Genomic DNA, 14,737 nt, shown 5'->3' on the forward strand with positions numbered 1-14,737 from the left:
TCAGGCGTTGGGACGCTTGCCGTGGTTCGCGCCCTTCTTGCGACGCGCACGACGCTTCCGGCCGGTCTTGCCCATGGTGATCTCCTCATCGGTTCGCAGGTGTCGAACACCCCACCCTCGGTTCGCGAACCAGCCGCGGGATGCCGGTCCATTCTGCCATAGGGTTGCCCCATGCCCAGCCTCGCCGAAGTCGTCTCCGATCACGCGGAGATGACCGAGGGGCAACGTCGCCACCTCGAACTGCTCACCTCCCAGTGGCACATCCTCGCCGACCTGGCGTTCTCCGACCTCGTGCTGTGGGTGCCCGACACCGACCCGAACGTGTTCTGGGCCGCCGCGCAGATCCGCCCGGCGACCGGGCCCACGTCGTTGTACGAGGACGTCGTCGGGGACCCGATCGCCTACGTCCCCGAGCACCTGGTGACCGGCGCCTTCGTCTCGGGCGAGATGAACCGGACCAGCGAGAACAAGTTGCACGCCGGGATCCCGGTGGAGGTGACCGCCATCCCGATCCGGTACGAGGGCGAGGTGATCGCGGTACTGGAGCGGCACACCAACCAGCTCAGCATCCGCCGGCCGAGTGCCATGGAGAGCCACTACCTGGCGATCGCGGAGTGCCTGACCGAGATGGTGGCCAACGAGACCTTCCCGATCGACATGGACTGGGCGAGTGCGAGCTCCCCGCACGTGGGGGACGGGTTGATCCAGCTCGATCACGAGGGCGACGTGGTGTACGCCAGCCCGAACGCGGTCAGCGCCTACCGACGGTTGGGCTGGTGGATGGACCTCGAGGACGAGAACCTGGCCCAGCTCACCGCACAGATGGCCCCGGCGGGGGAGACGCCGAGCCATGAGGCGCTGATCAGTGCCCTCTCGGGCCGCAACGCCCGCGAGTGCGAGGCGGTGACCACGTACGCGCAGGTGCAGCTGCGGGTGATCCCGCTGGACCGGTCCGGGGTCCGGGTCGGTGCGGTCGTGGTGTGCCGCGACGTCACCGACCTGCGCAACCGCGAACGGGAACTGTTGTCGAAGAACGCCACGATCCGGGAGATGCACCACCGGGTGAAGAACAACCTGCAGACCGTGGCCGCGCTGCTGCGGATGCAGTCCCGCCGGATGACCTCGTCGGAGGCGGCCGGTGCCCTCGACGCCGCGATGGCTCGGGTGTCGTCGATCGCCGCGGTGCACGAGGTGTTGTCGCAGGCGTTCGACGAACAGGTGGAGTTCGACGCGGTGATCGACCAGGTGCTGCGGATGCTCGCCACCGTCGCGACGACCCACTCCGAGGCGACCGTACGGCGGGTCGGCAGCTTCGGCACGGTGTCGGCAGGTGTCGCCACGAGCCTGTCACTGGTGGTGACCGAGCTGTGCCAGAACGGCATCGAGCACGGATTGCAGCAGGGCCCCGGGGAGGTGGACGTGATCGCCGACGACCTGGGTGATCGGGTGCGGGCACGGATCCGGGTCGAGGGGCAGCCGCTGCCGGACGACTTCGACCTGGCGCGGACGACCAGCCTGGGACTGTCGATCGTGCAGTCCATGATCACCGACCTCGGGGGCTCCTTCGAGCTGAAGAACCTGACCGGCACCTCGCTGAACGGTCAGCCCGTGGTCGGCACGATCGCCGAGGTGGTCGTGCCACGCTCGAAGTGATCACGGCCCCGACCGGGGTCGCGCTTCCGGAACCCAAAAGACCGCCTGCTGGATGGCAGGCGGTCGAGAGGGTGGGCGGCTCGTACGGGCAGGCTCTGCTCGTCGGCCACCGGGCCGGGTGGGTCAGGCGCTGCGGATGCGCGACCTCGCGGCGCGACGCTTCAGGGCGCGGCGCTCGTCCTCACTGAGGCCACCCCAGACACCGTGGTCCTGGCCGGCTTCGATGGCCCACTGCAGGCACGGTTCGCGTACCTCGCAGCGGTTGCAGACCTTCTTGGCCTCTTCGATCTGCAGGAGGGCCGGGCCGGTGTTTCCGATCGGAAAGAACAGCTCGGGGTCCTCGTCAAGGCAGGCAGCCTTGTGGCGCCAATCCATGGCGTGTCACTCCTTCAACCTTGCTGTCCTCGGGACCACAAGAGATTTTGTCATCGGGTGTGGTCCGCTCTGACCGTTCATCGTGTCGCGACCTGATTGACACGACACGGCTAAGATTGCCGACAAATCGGTCAGCGCACAAGAGCATGGCGGCGTTGGCTCGCTCACATTCGTGGAATTCTCCCCGGCATGCGTGTGGCACAGCACCGAGGAGCACCATACCTCCACCCCGGGTCGAGGCTTGCACCGGGGTCGCCCGGGCCGAACCGGACCGACCATTGCCCGGTCTGGTTGACTGGGGCCGTGCCTGAGCAGCGACCGAAGACGTGGTTGAACACCGCCGCACCCCTGTTGCTGCCCGCGGCCGCGCTGACCGCGCTGGAGGGCGCGGTGGCGGTGGTGTTCGGCGTCATCGCCGCCACCCAGGTCAACCTGGACCGGGCCGTGGTCACCGTCGGCACCGTGGTGGTCTTCGTGGCGTACGGCGTCGCCCTGCTGCTCGCCGCCCGTGGCCTGTTGCGGGAACGCTCCTGGGCCCGCGGCGTGACGGTGGCCGCGAACGTCCTGCACCTGCCGATCGCATGGAGCTTCGCCGGACCCACCACGATGTGGGTCGCCGTCGCGTTGGCGGCGGTGTCGGTCGCGGTGCTGGTCTGCGTGTTCTGGCCGTCGTCGACGCGGGCGTTCGTCGATCCGAACGGTCCGGCCGGCCAGCACTGAAGGGGGCCCCGTAGGAAAGGGCGCGACAGCGACATCGGCGACGCATGCGTCCAGCTGTGTCGCTGTGGCGCCCCTTTTCACGCCCGGACCGGCGCTGTCAGCGCAGTCGCCCGGCTCCCGCCGACGGGGTGGCGGTGAACCAGGCCGGGGCCGCGTACCCGGCTTCGGCGAACGCGCGGGCCACCTCCTCACCGACCTCGTCGGTACGCCCGGCGGGCACCAGCGCGATGATGCAGCCGCCGAAACCGCCACCGGTCATCCGGGCGCCCAGGGCGCCGGCGGCCCGCGCGGTCTCGACGGCCAGGTCGACGGTGGGGACGGTGATCTCGAAGTCGTCCCGCATCGAGGCGTGGCTCTGGTCGAGCAGGGGTGCCAGCTCGTCGAGCGACCCCGTACGCAGGGCCTGTCGCGCCTGCCGAACCCGTTCGTTCTCGGTGACGACGTGCCGGACCCGCTTGCGCAGGAGTGGGTCGGCCAGGGCGGTCAACGCGTCGCCCAGTCCGTCGGCCGACACCTCCCGCAGTGCGGTCACCCCGAGTTGTCGGGCCGCCTCGTGGCAGCTGGTGCGGCGTTCGGCGTACTCGGAGTCGACCAGTGAGTGGGGGGTGTTGGTGTCGAGGACGAGCACCTCCACGCCGAAGGTCGCCGGGTCGAACGGCACCTGTTCGACGGTCAGGTCTCGGCAGTCGAAGAACAGCGCGTGGCCGGCGGTGCACAGAGTCGAGGCGGCTTGGTCCATCAGGCCGGTCGGGGCGCCGACGAACTCGTTCTCCGCCGTCCGGGCCAGTCGGGCCCGGTCCATCCCGGCGATGTCGAGTCCGTTCAGTTCGGCCAGCGCGGTCAGCACCGCACACTCCAGGGCGGCCGAGGACGAGAGCCCGGCACCGACCGGGACGTCGGACTCGAGGACCAGGTCGGCCCCGGCGATGTCGTACCCGGCCTGCCGCAGGGCCCACACCACACCGGCCGCGTACGAGGACCAGCCGGGCCGGCCCGGAGTGAGGTCGGCCGGTGCCACGGTGACCGTCTCGTGCTTGTTCTGCGAGGTGATCACCCACTGCCCGTCTTTGCGGGGACCGGCCGCGACGGTGACCCGGTGGGGCAGGGCGAACGGCATGCAGAAGCCGTCGTTGTAGTCGGTGTGCTCACCGATCAGGTTCACCCGGCCGGGGGCGAACCAGGTGCCGGACGGGGCCTCCCCGGTCCGGGTGCGGAACGTGTCTTCGAGCGCTGTCATGGTGCACGGGAGTCTAGTGGCAGGGTTGTCCCGTGGAATCCGTATCGACCGACGCGCCGCAGCCGACGACCGGCGCGTCGACCCCAGCACCCCTGCGGCAGCCCGAGCCCCTGGTCCACCTGGTCTACTTCGAGCCGCGGATCCCGCAGAACACCGGTGCCGCCATCCGACTGGCAGCCGTCACCGGGGCCCACCTGCACCTGGTGGAACCGCTCGGCTTCGAGCTGGACGACGCCCGGCTGCGCCGGGCCGGGCTCGACTACCACGACCTGGCGGCGGTCACGGTGCACCCCGACCTGGCGGAGCTGTGGGAGGTGCTGGGGGAGCGCCGGGTGTACGCGTTCACCGCCCACGCCGACCACTGGCACACCGACATCGCCTACCGGTCAGGTGACGTCTTGCTGTTCGGCCCCGAGCCGACCGGGCTGCCCGACGACGTGCTGGGCGATCCGCACGTCACCGATCGGCTGCGGATCCCGATGATCCCGGGTCGACGGTCGCTCAACCTGTCGAACGCGACCGCGATCGCGGCCTACGAAGTCGGCCGCCAGCTCGGGTTCCCGGGCGCCAGCTGAGGCGCGGACCGGCGCCGGCCCCCGGATGACCGCCCGTGGCGTCAGCCCCAGTTGGCCGCGTCGGTCAGGCAGAACGGGTGCCCGGCCGGGTCGAGCAGCACCCGCCAGCCGTCGCCGCCCTGCGGATCGGCCACGGTGGCCCCGAGCTCGAGGCAGCGGGCCTCGGTGGCGGCGATGTCGTCGCACGCCAGGTCGAAGTGGAACTGCTTGGAACCGTGCTCGTTCGGCCACGCCGGTGGCTGGTAGCCGTCGACGCGGCCGAACCCGAGGGCGTTGGACGGCCCGATGAGCATGGCGTACTCGTCCTCCTCGGCCGCCACCTGCCAACCCAGCAGGCCGGACCAGAACGCGGCTTCGGCCCGGGGGTCGGCACAGTCGACGGTCACCATCGCGATCCGGGGCTCGGCAGGGTTCGTGGCATCGGTCATGACGGGGGTCCTCCTCGGGTGATCAACTGGTGTCGCAGCCAGTCTCGTACGCTCACCGGGTGCAGCCTTGGACAAAGCCGACAACGCCACCCGGACCGACCGGGACCGGACAGGGGATCCTCCGGCCCGCCGAGCACCAACGGGTGGTGCTGACCCGACGGTTCCCCTGCGCCGACTCCTTGGCCGCCGTGGTGGAGAACTACTGGTGGCTGGAGTGGTCACTGCCCGCGGGGGAGTCGTACCCGGCACAGACCTTGCCGCACCCGACCTGCCACCTCACCGTCGAGCGGGGTCGCACCCGACCGGAGGTGACAGCTGACCCGGTCGTGGTGACCGGGCTGGTCACCAAGCGCTTCGACGTCGACATCAGCGGCGCCGGCTGGGTGTGGGGGGTGAAGTTCCGTCCCGGTGGGTTGGCCGCCGTCACGGGTCGGAACGCCAAGGAACTGCGGGATCGGGTGGTGCCGGCGGCCGACCTGCTGCCCGCCACGGTGGTGGAACCGCTACGGCACCTGGGCGCCGGCGCCGGCACCCCGGAGCCGGCCACCGACCTCGTCGACCGGACCGACGAGATCCTTGCCCCGCTGGCGAAACTGGCCGCCGGTGACGCGCGGTACGCCGAGCTGCTGACCATGATCAGCGAGATGCTGACCGACCGCGACCTGATCCGGACCGGACAGCTCGAGCAGCGGTGGTCCATCACCGAGCGCAGCCTGCAGCGACTGTTCGAGCGGTACGTCGGGGTCGGACCCAAGTGGGTGCTGGCGCGCTACCGGATGCACGACGTGGTGGCCGAACTGGACCGCGGGTACGACGGCTCGATGGCCGACCTGGCAGCAACGTACGGCTGGTACGACCAGGCCCACTTCGTCCGGGACTTCACCCGGCTCGTCGGGGTCCCACCCAGTCGCTACCGGTCCCGTCGCTGATCCTGCTCTTGATCTTGGTCCCGGTCCTGATCATGGTCCGGCTCGAGCACGACACCGATCGCGGCCTCGTAGTCGTCGGCCAGCTGGACCAGGTCGGCACGGTACTGCGCGATCCGACAGCCGAGCCCGTTCGGCTTGAGCTCGATTCCCTCGGTGGCCCAGTGCTCGAGTGCCCGTTGTCGGCTGTGGGCGACGATGTCACCGGCATGGCTGGTGACCCGCCACCACGCCACCCCGGCGCCGTGGTGGCTCATCACCGACCCGACCTGGCGAGGCCCGGTGCCGACCAGGGCCGCGATGTCGCCGTACGAGACGACCCGGCCGGGCGGCACCTGATCGACGGCGGTCAGCACCTTCTCGACCACCAGCTCGTCCATCGGGCCGTCCCGCCGCTCAGCCGTTCAGCTCCAGCGCCCGGTCGATCAGGTCGTGCTGCTCACGCTCGTGGATCTTCGCCGAGCCGACCGACGGTGCTGCCGAGGCCGGACGCGACACGTGCCGGAGCTGCCACGGGTGGCCCGGGGCGCGGTCGGCGAGTACCTTCTGCAGGTGCAGCGACATGTAGGCCAGGGCGCCCTGGTTGGCCGGCTCCTCCTGCACCCAGGTGACGGTGTCGAGGTGCTCGTACGGAGCCAGGGCCTCGGCAATCCGCTGCCCGGGCAGGGGATACAGGCCCTCGACCGCGATCACCGCGATCCGACCGGTCAGCTCGTTGCGCTCCCGCTGCCGCACCAGGTCCCAGCGGACCTTGCCCGAGCAGAGGATCACCTTCTCGACCTTCGACGGGTCGGCGACGCTCGGATCGTCCAGCACCGGCGACCAGCGACCGGAGGTGAAGTCGTCGGGCTGTGAGGTGGCCAGCTTGTTGCGCAGCATCGACTTCGGGGTGAGCACGATCAGCGGTCGGTGGTCCTCGCGCAGTGCTTGCTCGCGGAGCAAGTGGAAGTAGTTCGCCGGCGACGACGGGAACGCCACCCGGATGGCCTCCTCGGCAGCCAGCTGCAACCACCGCTCCAACCGGGCCGACGAGTGGTCGGGCCCCTGGCCCTCGTACGCGTGCGGCAACAGCAGCACGACCCCGGACTTCTGGGTCCACTTGGCCTGACCGGAGGTGATGAACTCGTCGGTGATGATCTGCGCGCCGTTGACGAAGTCGCCGAACTGCGCCTCCCACAGCACCAGCGCATCGGGCCGGGCGACCGAGTAGCCGTACTCGAAGCCCACCGCGGCGTACTCGCTGAGCAGCGAGTCGAACACGTGGAACTTCCCCTGGTCGTCATCGATGTGCTTCAGCGGCACCCAGGAGTCACCGGTGCGGCGATCGACCACCGCGGCGAACCGCTGCACGAACGTGCCGCGGCGGGTGTCCTGGCCGGTCAGCCGGACCGGACGACCCTCCTCGAGCAGGGATCCGATGGCCAACATCTCTGCGGTGGCCCAGTCGATCGGGCCCTGGGTGATCGCGGCGGCCCGGCGCTGCAGCTGCGGCAACACCTTCGGGTGGACGGTGAATCCGTCGGGCACGTTGGTGTAGGCGTCGGCGACCTTCTTCATGGTCTCCAACGGGATCGAGGTGCCGTGCTCGACGCCCTCCTTGGTCGGGTAGGCGGGAACCCGGGCGTACTCCTCGTCCTCGGGGCCCTTGTTCTGCCGGACCTCCTCGAACACGTCCTCGAGCCGCTTCTGGAAGCGCTGCCAGACCTCCTCGGCGTCCTCCACCGAGATGTCACCGCGGCCGATCAGGGCCTCGGTGTAGAGCTTGCGCACCGACCGCTTCTTCTCGATCAGGCTGTACATCAGCGGCTGGGTGAAGCTCGGGTCGTCGCCCTCGTTGTGGCCGCGGCGGCGGTAGCACACGAGGTCGATCACGACGTCCTTGTTGAACGCCTGGCGGAACTCGAACGCCAACCGGGCGACCCGGATGCACGCCTCGGGGTCGTCCCCGTTGACGTGGAAGATCGGGGCCTGCACCATCCGGGCGACGTCGGTGCAGTACATCGAGGAGCGGGACTCGGTCGGCGAGGTGGTGAAGCCGACCTGGTTGTTGATCACCAGGTGGATCGTGCCGCCGGTCCGGTAACCGCGGAGCTGGCTCAGGTTGAGCGTCTCTGCCACCACACCCTGCCCGGCGAAGGCGGCGTCACCGTGCATCAGCACCGGCAGCACCGGGAACTCGCCGCCCCGGTCGAGGATGTCCTGCTTGGCCCGGGTGATGCCCTCGAGCACCGGGTTGACCGCCTCGAGGTGGCTCGGGTTGGCAGCGACCGAGGTCTTGATCGTGTTGCCGGTGAGCGCGGTGAACTGGCCCTCCGAGCCGAGGTGGTACTTCACGTCGCCCGAGCCCTGCACCGACCGGGGGTCGATGTTGCCCTCGAACTCCTTGAAGATCTGGCCGTACGACTTGCCGACCACGTTGGCCAGCACGTTGAGCCGGCCACGGTGCGGCATGCCGATGCAGACCTCGATCAGGCCTGCGTTGGCGGCCTGCTCGCAGATCTCGTCCAGCAGCGCGATGCCGGACTCGCCGCCCTCGAGGGAGAACCGCTTCTGGCCGACGAACTTGGTCTGCAGGAAGGTCTCGAAGATCTCGGCCTCGTTGAGCTTGTCGAGGATCCGCAGGTGTTCCTCGCGGGGGAGCGACTCGTGGGTCCGCTCCACCCGGTGCTGGATCCACTCGCGCTGCTTGTGATCAAGGATGTGCATGTACTCGATGCCGATGGTGCGACAGTACGAGTCGCGCAGGATGCCGAGAATCTTGCGCAGTGGCAGGCGTTCCCCCTTGGCGAAGGAGCCGGTGGCGAAGGTCCGGTCCAGGTCCCACAGCGTCAGGCCGTGGGTCTGCACGTCGAGGTCGTGGCTGGAACGCTGGCGGTACTCCAGCGGGTCGGTGTCGGCCATCAGGTGACCCGAGACCCGGTAGGCGTTGATCAGCTCCATCACCCGGGCCTGCTTGCCGATCTGGTCCTCGTGGTGGTCCGAGGTGTCGGTGGCCCACCGGATCGGCTCGTACGGGATCCGCAACGCCTCGAAGATCTCGTCGTAGAAGCCGTTCTCGCCCAGCAGCAGCTTGTGCAGGGTCGCCAGGTAGACGCCCGAGACCGCGCCCTGGATGACGCGGTGGTCGTACGTCGAGGTCAGCGTCATCACCTTCGACACCGACATGTCGCTCAGCCGCTCCGGATCCGAACCCTGGAACTCCGGCGGGTAGTCCATCGAGCCGACGCCGATGATGCAGCCCTGCCCGTTCATCAGCCGAGGCACCGAGTGGTTGGTGCCCAAGGTGCCCGGGTTCGTCAGCGAGATCGTGGTGCCGGCGAAGTCGTCGAGGGTCAGCTTGTTGGCGCGGGCCCGCTGCACGACGTCCTCGTAGGCGGCCCAGAACTGGGCGAAGTCGAGGTCCTGGCAGCCCTTGATGTTGGGCACCAGCAGTTGTCGGGTGCCGTCAGGCTTGGGCATGTCGATGGCGATGCCCAGGTTGATGTCGGCCGGCACCACCAGGTGCGGTTTGCCGTCGATCTCGGCGTAGGCGTTGTTCATGTCGGGCACCTCGGCGAGGGCCTTCACCATCGCGTACCCGATCAGGTGGGTGTACGACACCTTGCCGCCACGGGCACGGCGCAGGTGGTTGTTGATCACCACGCGCTGGTCGATGATCAACTTCACCGGTAGCGACCGGACGCTGGTCGCGACCGGCAGGCTGAGCGACAGGTCCATGTTCTTGGCGGTACGCGCGCTGGCGCCCCGCATCTTCTCGTTCACCGGCTCCTGGCGCCCCGCCTCGGGACGGTCCGCCGGGTTCGGCGGGTCGGCGGGCAGGCCACCACCGGATCCCGGCTTCGCGGGCCGGGTCTCCTTCACCTCGTGCGGGGTCTCCACGGTCGCCCGTCGGGAACGGCCGGACGCGGCCTTCGTCGACGTGCCCGCCTTCGCCGAGCTCCCGGCCTTGTCCGAGTTCCCCGGCTTCTCCGAGTTCCCCGGCTTCTCCGACTTTCCGGCCGGCTTCGAGACCGACTTCACCTTCTGCTCGGCGGGGTCGGTCGACTGCTGCTTGGCTGCGGTGGCCGCCGCTTCGGGGGCGGTGGCCGACGAGGCCGACGCAGGCTTCGCGGATCGCGCCTCGTTCGGTGACGGCGCAGCGCCCTCGGTCGCCCCGGGAGGGTTCGCCTCGAAGTAGGCCCGCCACTCCTCGCCGACCGAGGAGGCGTCCGCCCGGAACTGGTCGTACTTCTCTTCGATCAGCCAGTCGTTGGGGCCGAAATCGACTGCCGTGGGTGTTCCGGATGCGCTTGGCTCGGTGGCCACCATCGCCTACTTCCGTGATCTGAGCTACTGATGAGGTCGAGCCGTGGCCCGACACCGGTCAAGGCTACCCAACAGTTGAGACCAGCGGGCGCGTGGTGTGGTCGTGTCGTCCTGGTCGGGTCGTCCGGCGAGCCACAGGGCACCGGCGAGGCCGTCCCCGGCGTGTCGCAGGTCGGTCACCCCGGCCGCCAGCAACGCCGTACGGACCGGGTCGGCGAGCGGGCCGCCGGGGGTCAGCAGCGACCCGGCCAGCACCACCGGCAGGTCCTCGCGCCCCTGCCGGAGCCCGAGCACCCGGTCGGCGACGAGCACGGCCGCCTGCTCCAGGATGACTGCCGCGGTCGGGTCGTCGACGTGGCGGCTGACCACCGGCGCCAACTCCGCCAGGTCACGCGGCGGACGGCCGTAGCAGGCCGCGATCAGTTCGGTGACCGACGACGTGCCGAGCGCCTCGTGCACCGCAGCGGAGAGCCCGGTGGGTGGGTCCCCGGCGTCCCCGGCGCGCAGGGTGGCCCTCACGGCTTCGCGGCCCAGCCAGAAGCCGGACCCTTCGTCACCGAGCAACCAGCCCCAACCGTCCCGCCGGACCGCATCCTCGCCGTCGGCGATCTCCATCGCCCCCGATCCGGTCCCGGCGATCGTGACGATCCCACGAGGTCGGTCGGTCGCCGAGGACAGCGCGACCGCGAAGTCCGACACGAGTCGTACCGACACGCCCGGCAACACGCCCGAGGCGAACACGTCCGCCGAGGGCGTACCCCGCAGGGTCGTCGCGCCGGCCAGGCCGATCACCGCCCGGACCGGCTCCAGCGGGGTTCCGGCCCGTTCGTGGGCGAGCCGGAGCGCCTCGGCGCATGCCGAACGGACGGCGTCGATCGCGGCCGGGAGCCCCACCGCGGCAGGGTTCCCGGCGGGTCCGCGTACCACCGCCACGACCTCACCCGCTGCGGTGGCCACCGCCACCCGGGTGGTGCTGCCACCGACGTCGGCCCCCAAGACTGCACGGTCGTGATTCACACCGTTGATCATGCCCCCAGGATCACGCTTTGGCCACGGCATGGTGGCGATTCGGGGTCGTCTGGGTGAAAATCACCCCAACGGCGTCGACCTGTGATTGTGTGTGCTGCGCAAGTGAGTCCCGCCGCGCAGTGCGGCCCGCCGACCGTGACGAGGAGGAGACCGTGAAGCGTGGCCAGACCGCGTTCCTGATCACGTTCCTGGTGCTACCGCTGGCCCTGTTCGGCATCTTCGTGGTGTCGCCGTACGTCCAGGCGTTCTACCTGGGCATGACGGACTGGACGGGCTACTCGGAGACCTTCAACATCGTTGGCCTGCAGAACTTCGCCTACATCTTCGGCTTCGAGGGCGTGGCCGATGCGGTCTTCTGGCGCGGGCTGCGCAACAACCTCGTGTTGCTGGTGACGGTTCCGGTCATCACGATCGTGATCGCCCTCTTCTTCGCCTCGATGCTCAACCTGTCGGGGTCGACCAAGGGTGGCCAGATCAAGGGCGTCCCGGGGTCCGGCTTCTTCCGGATCCTGTTCTTCGTCCCGCAGGTCATCTCGGTCGCCGCGCTCGGCATCCTGTTCCAGCAGTTGTTCCAGCCGAACGGCTTGCTGAACTCGCTGATCCGCTTGGTGGCACCGGGATCCAACCCGCCGGCCTGGTTGGTGGACACCCGGTTCGCCCTGGCCTGTGTGGTCGTGGTGCTGGTCTGGATGAACGTCGGCTTCTACATGGTGTACTTCACCGCCGCGATGGCCTCGATCCCGCGCGAGCTGCTGGAGGCTGCCGCGATCGACCGCGCGGGCAAGCTCGCCACGTTCATGCGGATCACCCTGCCGCTGCTGTGGCCGTCGGTGCAGACGGCCTTCATCTACATCGCCATCCTCAGTCTGGACGCCCTGGCCATCGTCCAGGTGATGACCGTCGGCCCGGGTGGCCCCGACAGCGCGACCACGGTGATGGCGTTGTCGCTCTTCCTGAGCAAGCAGGAGGGCTACTTCGGGTACGCCTCCGCCCAGGGCGTGATCATCTTCCTGATCACCCTGGTGCTGGCCGCACTGACCTTCCGGATCACGCGTCGAGAGCAGGTGGAGCTGTGAGCAGCGCAGAGCAGGTGACCGAGCCGAAGGACACCACGGTGGAGCAGCGGTCCGCTGCCGGCGCCGGGAACGGCTCCGGGGACGAACTCACCAAGCGCGGTGCCAGTGGCACGGTCACGATGGTGATCACCTACGTCATCCTCGGCATCTGGACGCTGATCACGGTGATCCCGATCCTGTGGGTGCTGGCCAGTTCGCTGAAGACCGACAACGAGATCTTCATCGACTCGTGGCGGCTGCCGCAGAACCTGATGTGGGAGAACTACGCCAGGGCGTGGAACGACTCCAACTTCGGGGTCTACTTCAAGAACTCGTTGATCATCGTCGGGGTCTCGGTGATCGTGGTGATGGTGCTGGGCTCGATGGTCGCGTACTGCCTGGCCCGCTACGACTTCCCGTTCCGCAGGTTGCTGACGGTGCTGTTCGTCGCGGCGAACGCCATCCCGATCCTGGTCGCGATGGTCCCGCTGTACGGCGTGATGCGCGGGCTGGACCTGATCGGCTCCTACCACGGCCTGATCGCGGTCTACGTGGCGTTCGCGCTGCCGTTCACCATCTTCTTCCTGATGTCGTTCTTCCAGTCGTTGCCGAAGGAGATCTTCGAGGCCGCGTTCGTGGACGGCGCCGGACACTTCCGGACGTTCTTCCTGGTCATGCTGCCGATGGCGCGCCCCGGACTGATCAGCATCGGCATCTTCAACAGCCTCGGACTGTGGAACCAGTACATCATTCCGCTGTTCGTCAACAACGACGATCCGTCGATGTACGTGGTCCCGCAGGGGTTGGCCAAGATGGCCGCCGAGGCGGGGTACGCGGCGGACTTCTCCGGCCTGTTCGCCGGACTCACGATCGGCATGGCGCCGGTCCTCATCCTCTACCTCGTGTTCCAGAAGCAGATCCAGGAAGGCATGACCGCCGGCGCCCTGAAGTGAGCGTCGACCACACCAGAAAGGAAGATCATGACCAACAACCCAACTGACGGGTTCCGGCTCTCGCGCCGGACGATCCTCAGGTCGGCGGCGACCGGCGCGGTACTGCTCGGGTCGGGGGCGCTGGCCGCCTGCGCCACCGGCGGTGCCGGTGGCGGCACCGAGCCGACCGAGGAGGGTGGGGGTGCCGAGAAGTCGGCGGAGAACCCGTTCGGCGTCGTCGAGGGCACGCCGATGGAGGTCGTCATCTTCGACGGCGGCTACGGCCAGGAGTACGGCAAGGCTCACGTCGAGATGTACAACGAGATGTGGGGCGGCGGCGCCAAGATGACCGCCACGGTCAAGATCGGCTCCACCCTGCAGCCCCGGTTCTCCAGCGGTGAGCCGCCGGAGGTGATCGACAACTCCGGTGCCGATGCGATGCCGGTGGCGCAGCTGGTCGCCCAGAACCAGCTGGCCGACCTGCAGGCGGTGCTCGACGCGCCCAGCATCGACGACCCGAACGTCAAGATCGGCGACCTGCTGTTGCCGGGGGCCAAGGAGTCCGGTTCGTTCGACGGCGTGATGCGCCAGCTCGGCTACGTGTTCTCGATGTGGGGCATCTGGTACTCCAAGCCCTTGTTCGAGGAGAAGGGGTGGGAGCCGGCCACGACGATGGACGACTTCATGGCCCTGTGCGAGAAGATCAAGAGCGAGGGGTCGATGGCCCCCTACATCCACACCGGCGTGCACAGCCAGTACATGGCGAACGTGCTCTGCCAGATGGCGGTCAAGCACGGTGGCAACGACGTCCTGCTCAAGATCGACAACCTGGAGCCGGACGCCTGGACCAACGACTCGATCCTTGCTGCCGCCAAGGCGTGGGAGGAGGTCGCCGCCGCCGGCTTCATCCTGCCGGCCGCGGTCGGCATGGACCACACCACCTCGCAGACCGAGTGGCTGAACGGTGCCGCCGCGATGATCCCGTGTGGTTCGTGGTTGGAGAACGAGATGAAGGGCAAGGTGCCCGACGGCTTTGACATGGTCGTCCAGGCCCTGCCGTCGCTCACCGCGGAGGATGCGATGCCGCAGGGCGCCATCTCGGGTGGCTCGGGCGAGCCGTTCATCCTGCCGACGAAGGCGAAGAACCATGCCGGTGGTCAGGAGTACCTGCGGGTGATGCTGAGCAACGCCGGTACGTCGAAGTTCGCCGAGCTGACCGGCAACCTGGCCGCGGTGAAGGGGGCGGGTGACAACCTGACCGATCCGTCGAGCGCGCTGGCCTCGGTCGCCGAGGTCTCGGGCGCCGCCGGTGAGGACATCTTCGAGGTCAAGTTCATGACCTGGTACGCGGCGTTGAAGACCGCCGCCACCGACGCCACCCGCAACCTCATGTCGGGCAAGATGACCGCCGACCAGTACTCGGCGACCATGCAGGCCGCCGTCGACCAGGTGGCCAAGGACCCGAAGGTGCAGAAGTTCGAGCGCACCTGATCAAGGTCCGC

At 68.8% G+C, this 14,737-nt stretch carries 14 protein-coding genes; 7 read left to right on the forward strand and 7 right to left on the reverse strand.

The window, feature by feature from the left end; translation table 11 throughout:
* Positions 1 to 75 carry a 50S ribosomal protein bL37 gene (locus ACQBAU_RS08265; RefSeq protein WP_369797015.1) on the reverse strand — a complete coding sequence of 25 codons (75 nt, stop codon included), beginning with the start codon at positions 73 to 75 and terminating at the stop codon, positions 1 to 3.
* Positions 76 to 171: 96 nt separating this feature from the next.
* Here ACQBAU_RS08265 and ACQBAU_RS08270 point away from each other — a divergent pair, with 96 nt between their 5' ends.
* Positions 172 to 1,653, forward strand: coding sequence for a sensor histidine kinase (locus ACQBAU_RS08270; protein WP_465255908.1), 1,482 nt, complete (start codon positions 172 to 174; stop codon positions 1,651 to 1,653).
* 123 nt (positions 1,654 to 1,776) lie between these two features.
* On the opposite strand, the gene ACQBAU_RS08275 is transcribed toward ACQBAU_RS08270, so the two are convergent.
* On the reverse strand, positions 1,777 to 2,028 hold the full coding sequence (locus ACQBAU_RS08275; RefSeq protein WP_434550406.1) for a WhiB family transcriptional regulator: 252 nt from the start codon (positions 2,026 to 2,028) through the stop codon (positions 1,777 to 1,779).
* A gap of 303 nt (positions 2,029 to 2,331) precedes the next feature.
* On the opposite strand from ACQBAU_RS08275, the gene ACQBAU_RS08280 reads away from it, so the two are divergent.
* Complete coding sequence (locus ACQBAU_RS08280) at positions 2,332 to 2,748, forward strand: hypothetical protein (RefSeq protein ID WP_434550405.1); 417 nt, start codon at positions 2,332 to 2,334, stop codon at positions 2,746 to 2,748.
* A 97-nt stretch (positions 2,749 to 2,845) separates the two neighbouring features.
* Here ACQBAU_RS08280 and galK read toward each other — a convergent pair whose 3' ends face one another.
* On the reverse strand, positions 2,846 to 3,985 hold the full coding sequence (gene galK, locus ACQBAU_RS08285; protein ID WP_465255909.1) for a galactokinase: 1,140 nt from the start codon (positions 3,983 to 3,985) through the stop codon (positions 2,846 to 2,848).
* A 32-nt stretch (positions 3,986 to 4,017) separates the two neighbouring features.
* On the opposite strand from galK, the gene ACQBAU_RS08290 reads away from it, so the two are divergent.
* The gene (locus ACQBAU_RS08290) at positions 4,018 to 4,560 is read left to right on the forward strand and encodes a tRNA (cytidine(34)-2'-O)-methyltransferase (RefSeq protein ID WP_434550403.1); all 543 of its coding nucleotides are present in this window, start codon (positions 4,018 to 4,020) and stop codon (positions 4,558 to 4,560) included.
* 41 nt (positions 4,561 to 4,601) lie between these two features.
* Here the strand turns inward: ACQBAU_RS08290 and ACQBAU_RS08295 are convergent, their stop codons facing one another.
* Entirely contained in the window at positions 4,602 to 4,988 is a 387-nt protein-coding gene (locus ACQBAU_RS08295; RefSeq protein WP_465255910.1) for a VOC family protein, read from the reverse strand.
* A gap of 59 nt (positions 4,989 to 5,047) precedes the next feature.
* Here ACQBAU_RS08295 and ACQBAU_RS08300 point away from each other — a divergent pair, with 59 nt between their 5' ends.
* Complete coding sequence (locus ACQBAU_RS08300) at positions 5,048 to 5,917, forward strand: AraC family transcriptional regulator (RefSeq protein ID WP_434550401.1); 870 nt, start codon at positions 5,048 to 5,050, stop codon at positions 5,915 to 5,917.
* On the opposite strand, the gene ACQBAU_RS08305 is transcribed toward ACQBAU_RS08300, so the two are convergent.
* The 3 genes from ACQBAU_RS08305 to ACQBAU_RS08315 are packed head-to-tail and all read right to left on the reverse strand — an operon-like array spanning position 5,899 to position 11,248.
* A complete protein-coding gene (locus ACQBAU_RS08305; RefSeq protein ID WP_434550400.1) occupies positions 5,899 to 6,294 on the reverse strand; it encodes an MGMT family protein in 396 nt (131 codons plus the stop codon). The two genes, ACQBAU_RS08300 and ACQBAU_RS08305, sit on opposite strands and share 19 nt — an antisense overlap.
* A 16-nt stretch (positions 6,295 to 6,310) precedes the next feature.
* Positions 6,311 to 10,222, reverse strand: a complete 3,912-nt coding sequence (locus ACQBAU_RS08310) for a multifunctional oxoglutarate decarboxylase/oxoglutarate dehydrogenase thiamine pyrophosphate-binding subunit/dihydrolipoyllysine-residue succinyltransferase subunit (RefSeq protein ID WP_465259483.1) — start codon at positions 10,220 to 10,222, stop codon at positions 6,311 to 6,313.
* A gap of 21 nt (positions 10,223 to 10,243) precedes the next feature.
* Complete coding sequence (locus ACQBAU_RS08315) at positions 10,244 to 11,248, reverse strand: N-acetylglucosamine kinase (RefSeq protein ID WP_465255912.1); 1,005 nt, start codon at positions 11,246 to 11,248, stop codon at positions 10,244 to 10,246.
* 152 nt (positions 11,249 to 11,400) lie between these two features.
* Here ACQBAU_RS08315 and ACQBAU_RS08320 point away from each other — a divergent pair, with 152 nt between their 5' ends.
* The 3 genes from ACQBAU_RS08320 to ngcE are packed head-to-tail and all read left to right on the forward strand — an operon-like array spanning position 11,401 to position 14,726.
* Positions 11,401 to 12,324 carry a carbohydrate ABC transporter permease gene (locus ACQBAU_RS08320; protein ID WP_434550397.1) on the forward strand — a complete coding sequence of 308 codons (924 nt, stop codon included), beginning with the start codon at positions 11,401 to 11,403 and terminating at the stop codon, positions 12,322 to 12,324.
* Positions 12,321 to 13,256: a carbohydrate ABC transporter permease gene (locus tag ACQBAU_RS08325; RefSeq protein WP_434550396.1), complete on the forward strand. Its 936-nt coding sequence runs from the start codon at positions 12,321 to 12,323 to the stop codon at positions 13,254 to 13,256. The genes ACQBAU_RS08320 and ACQBAU_RS08325 overlap by 4 nt, the downstream gene beginning before the upstream one ends.
* A 27-nt stretch (positions 13,257 to 13,283) precedes the next feature.
* Positions 13,284 to 14,726, forward strand: a complete 1,443-nt coding sequence (gene ngcE, locus ACQBAU_RS08330) for an N-acetylglucosamine/diacetylchitobiose ABC transporter substrate-binding protein (protein WP_434550395.1) — start codon at positions 13,284 to 13,286, stop codon at positions 14,724 to 14,726.
* Positions 14,727 to 14,737: the final 11 nt, after the last annotated feature.

It is taken from the genome of Carbonicoccus niuqiaonis (genome assembly GCF_050157065.1).
Classification (GTDB): Bacteria; Actinomycetota; Actinomycetes; order Propionibacteriales; family Propionibacteriaceae; genus Avipropionibacterium.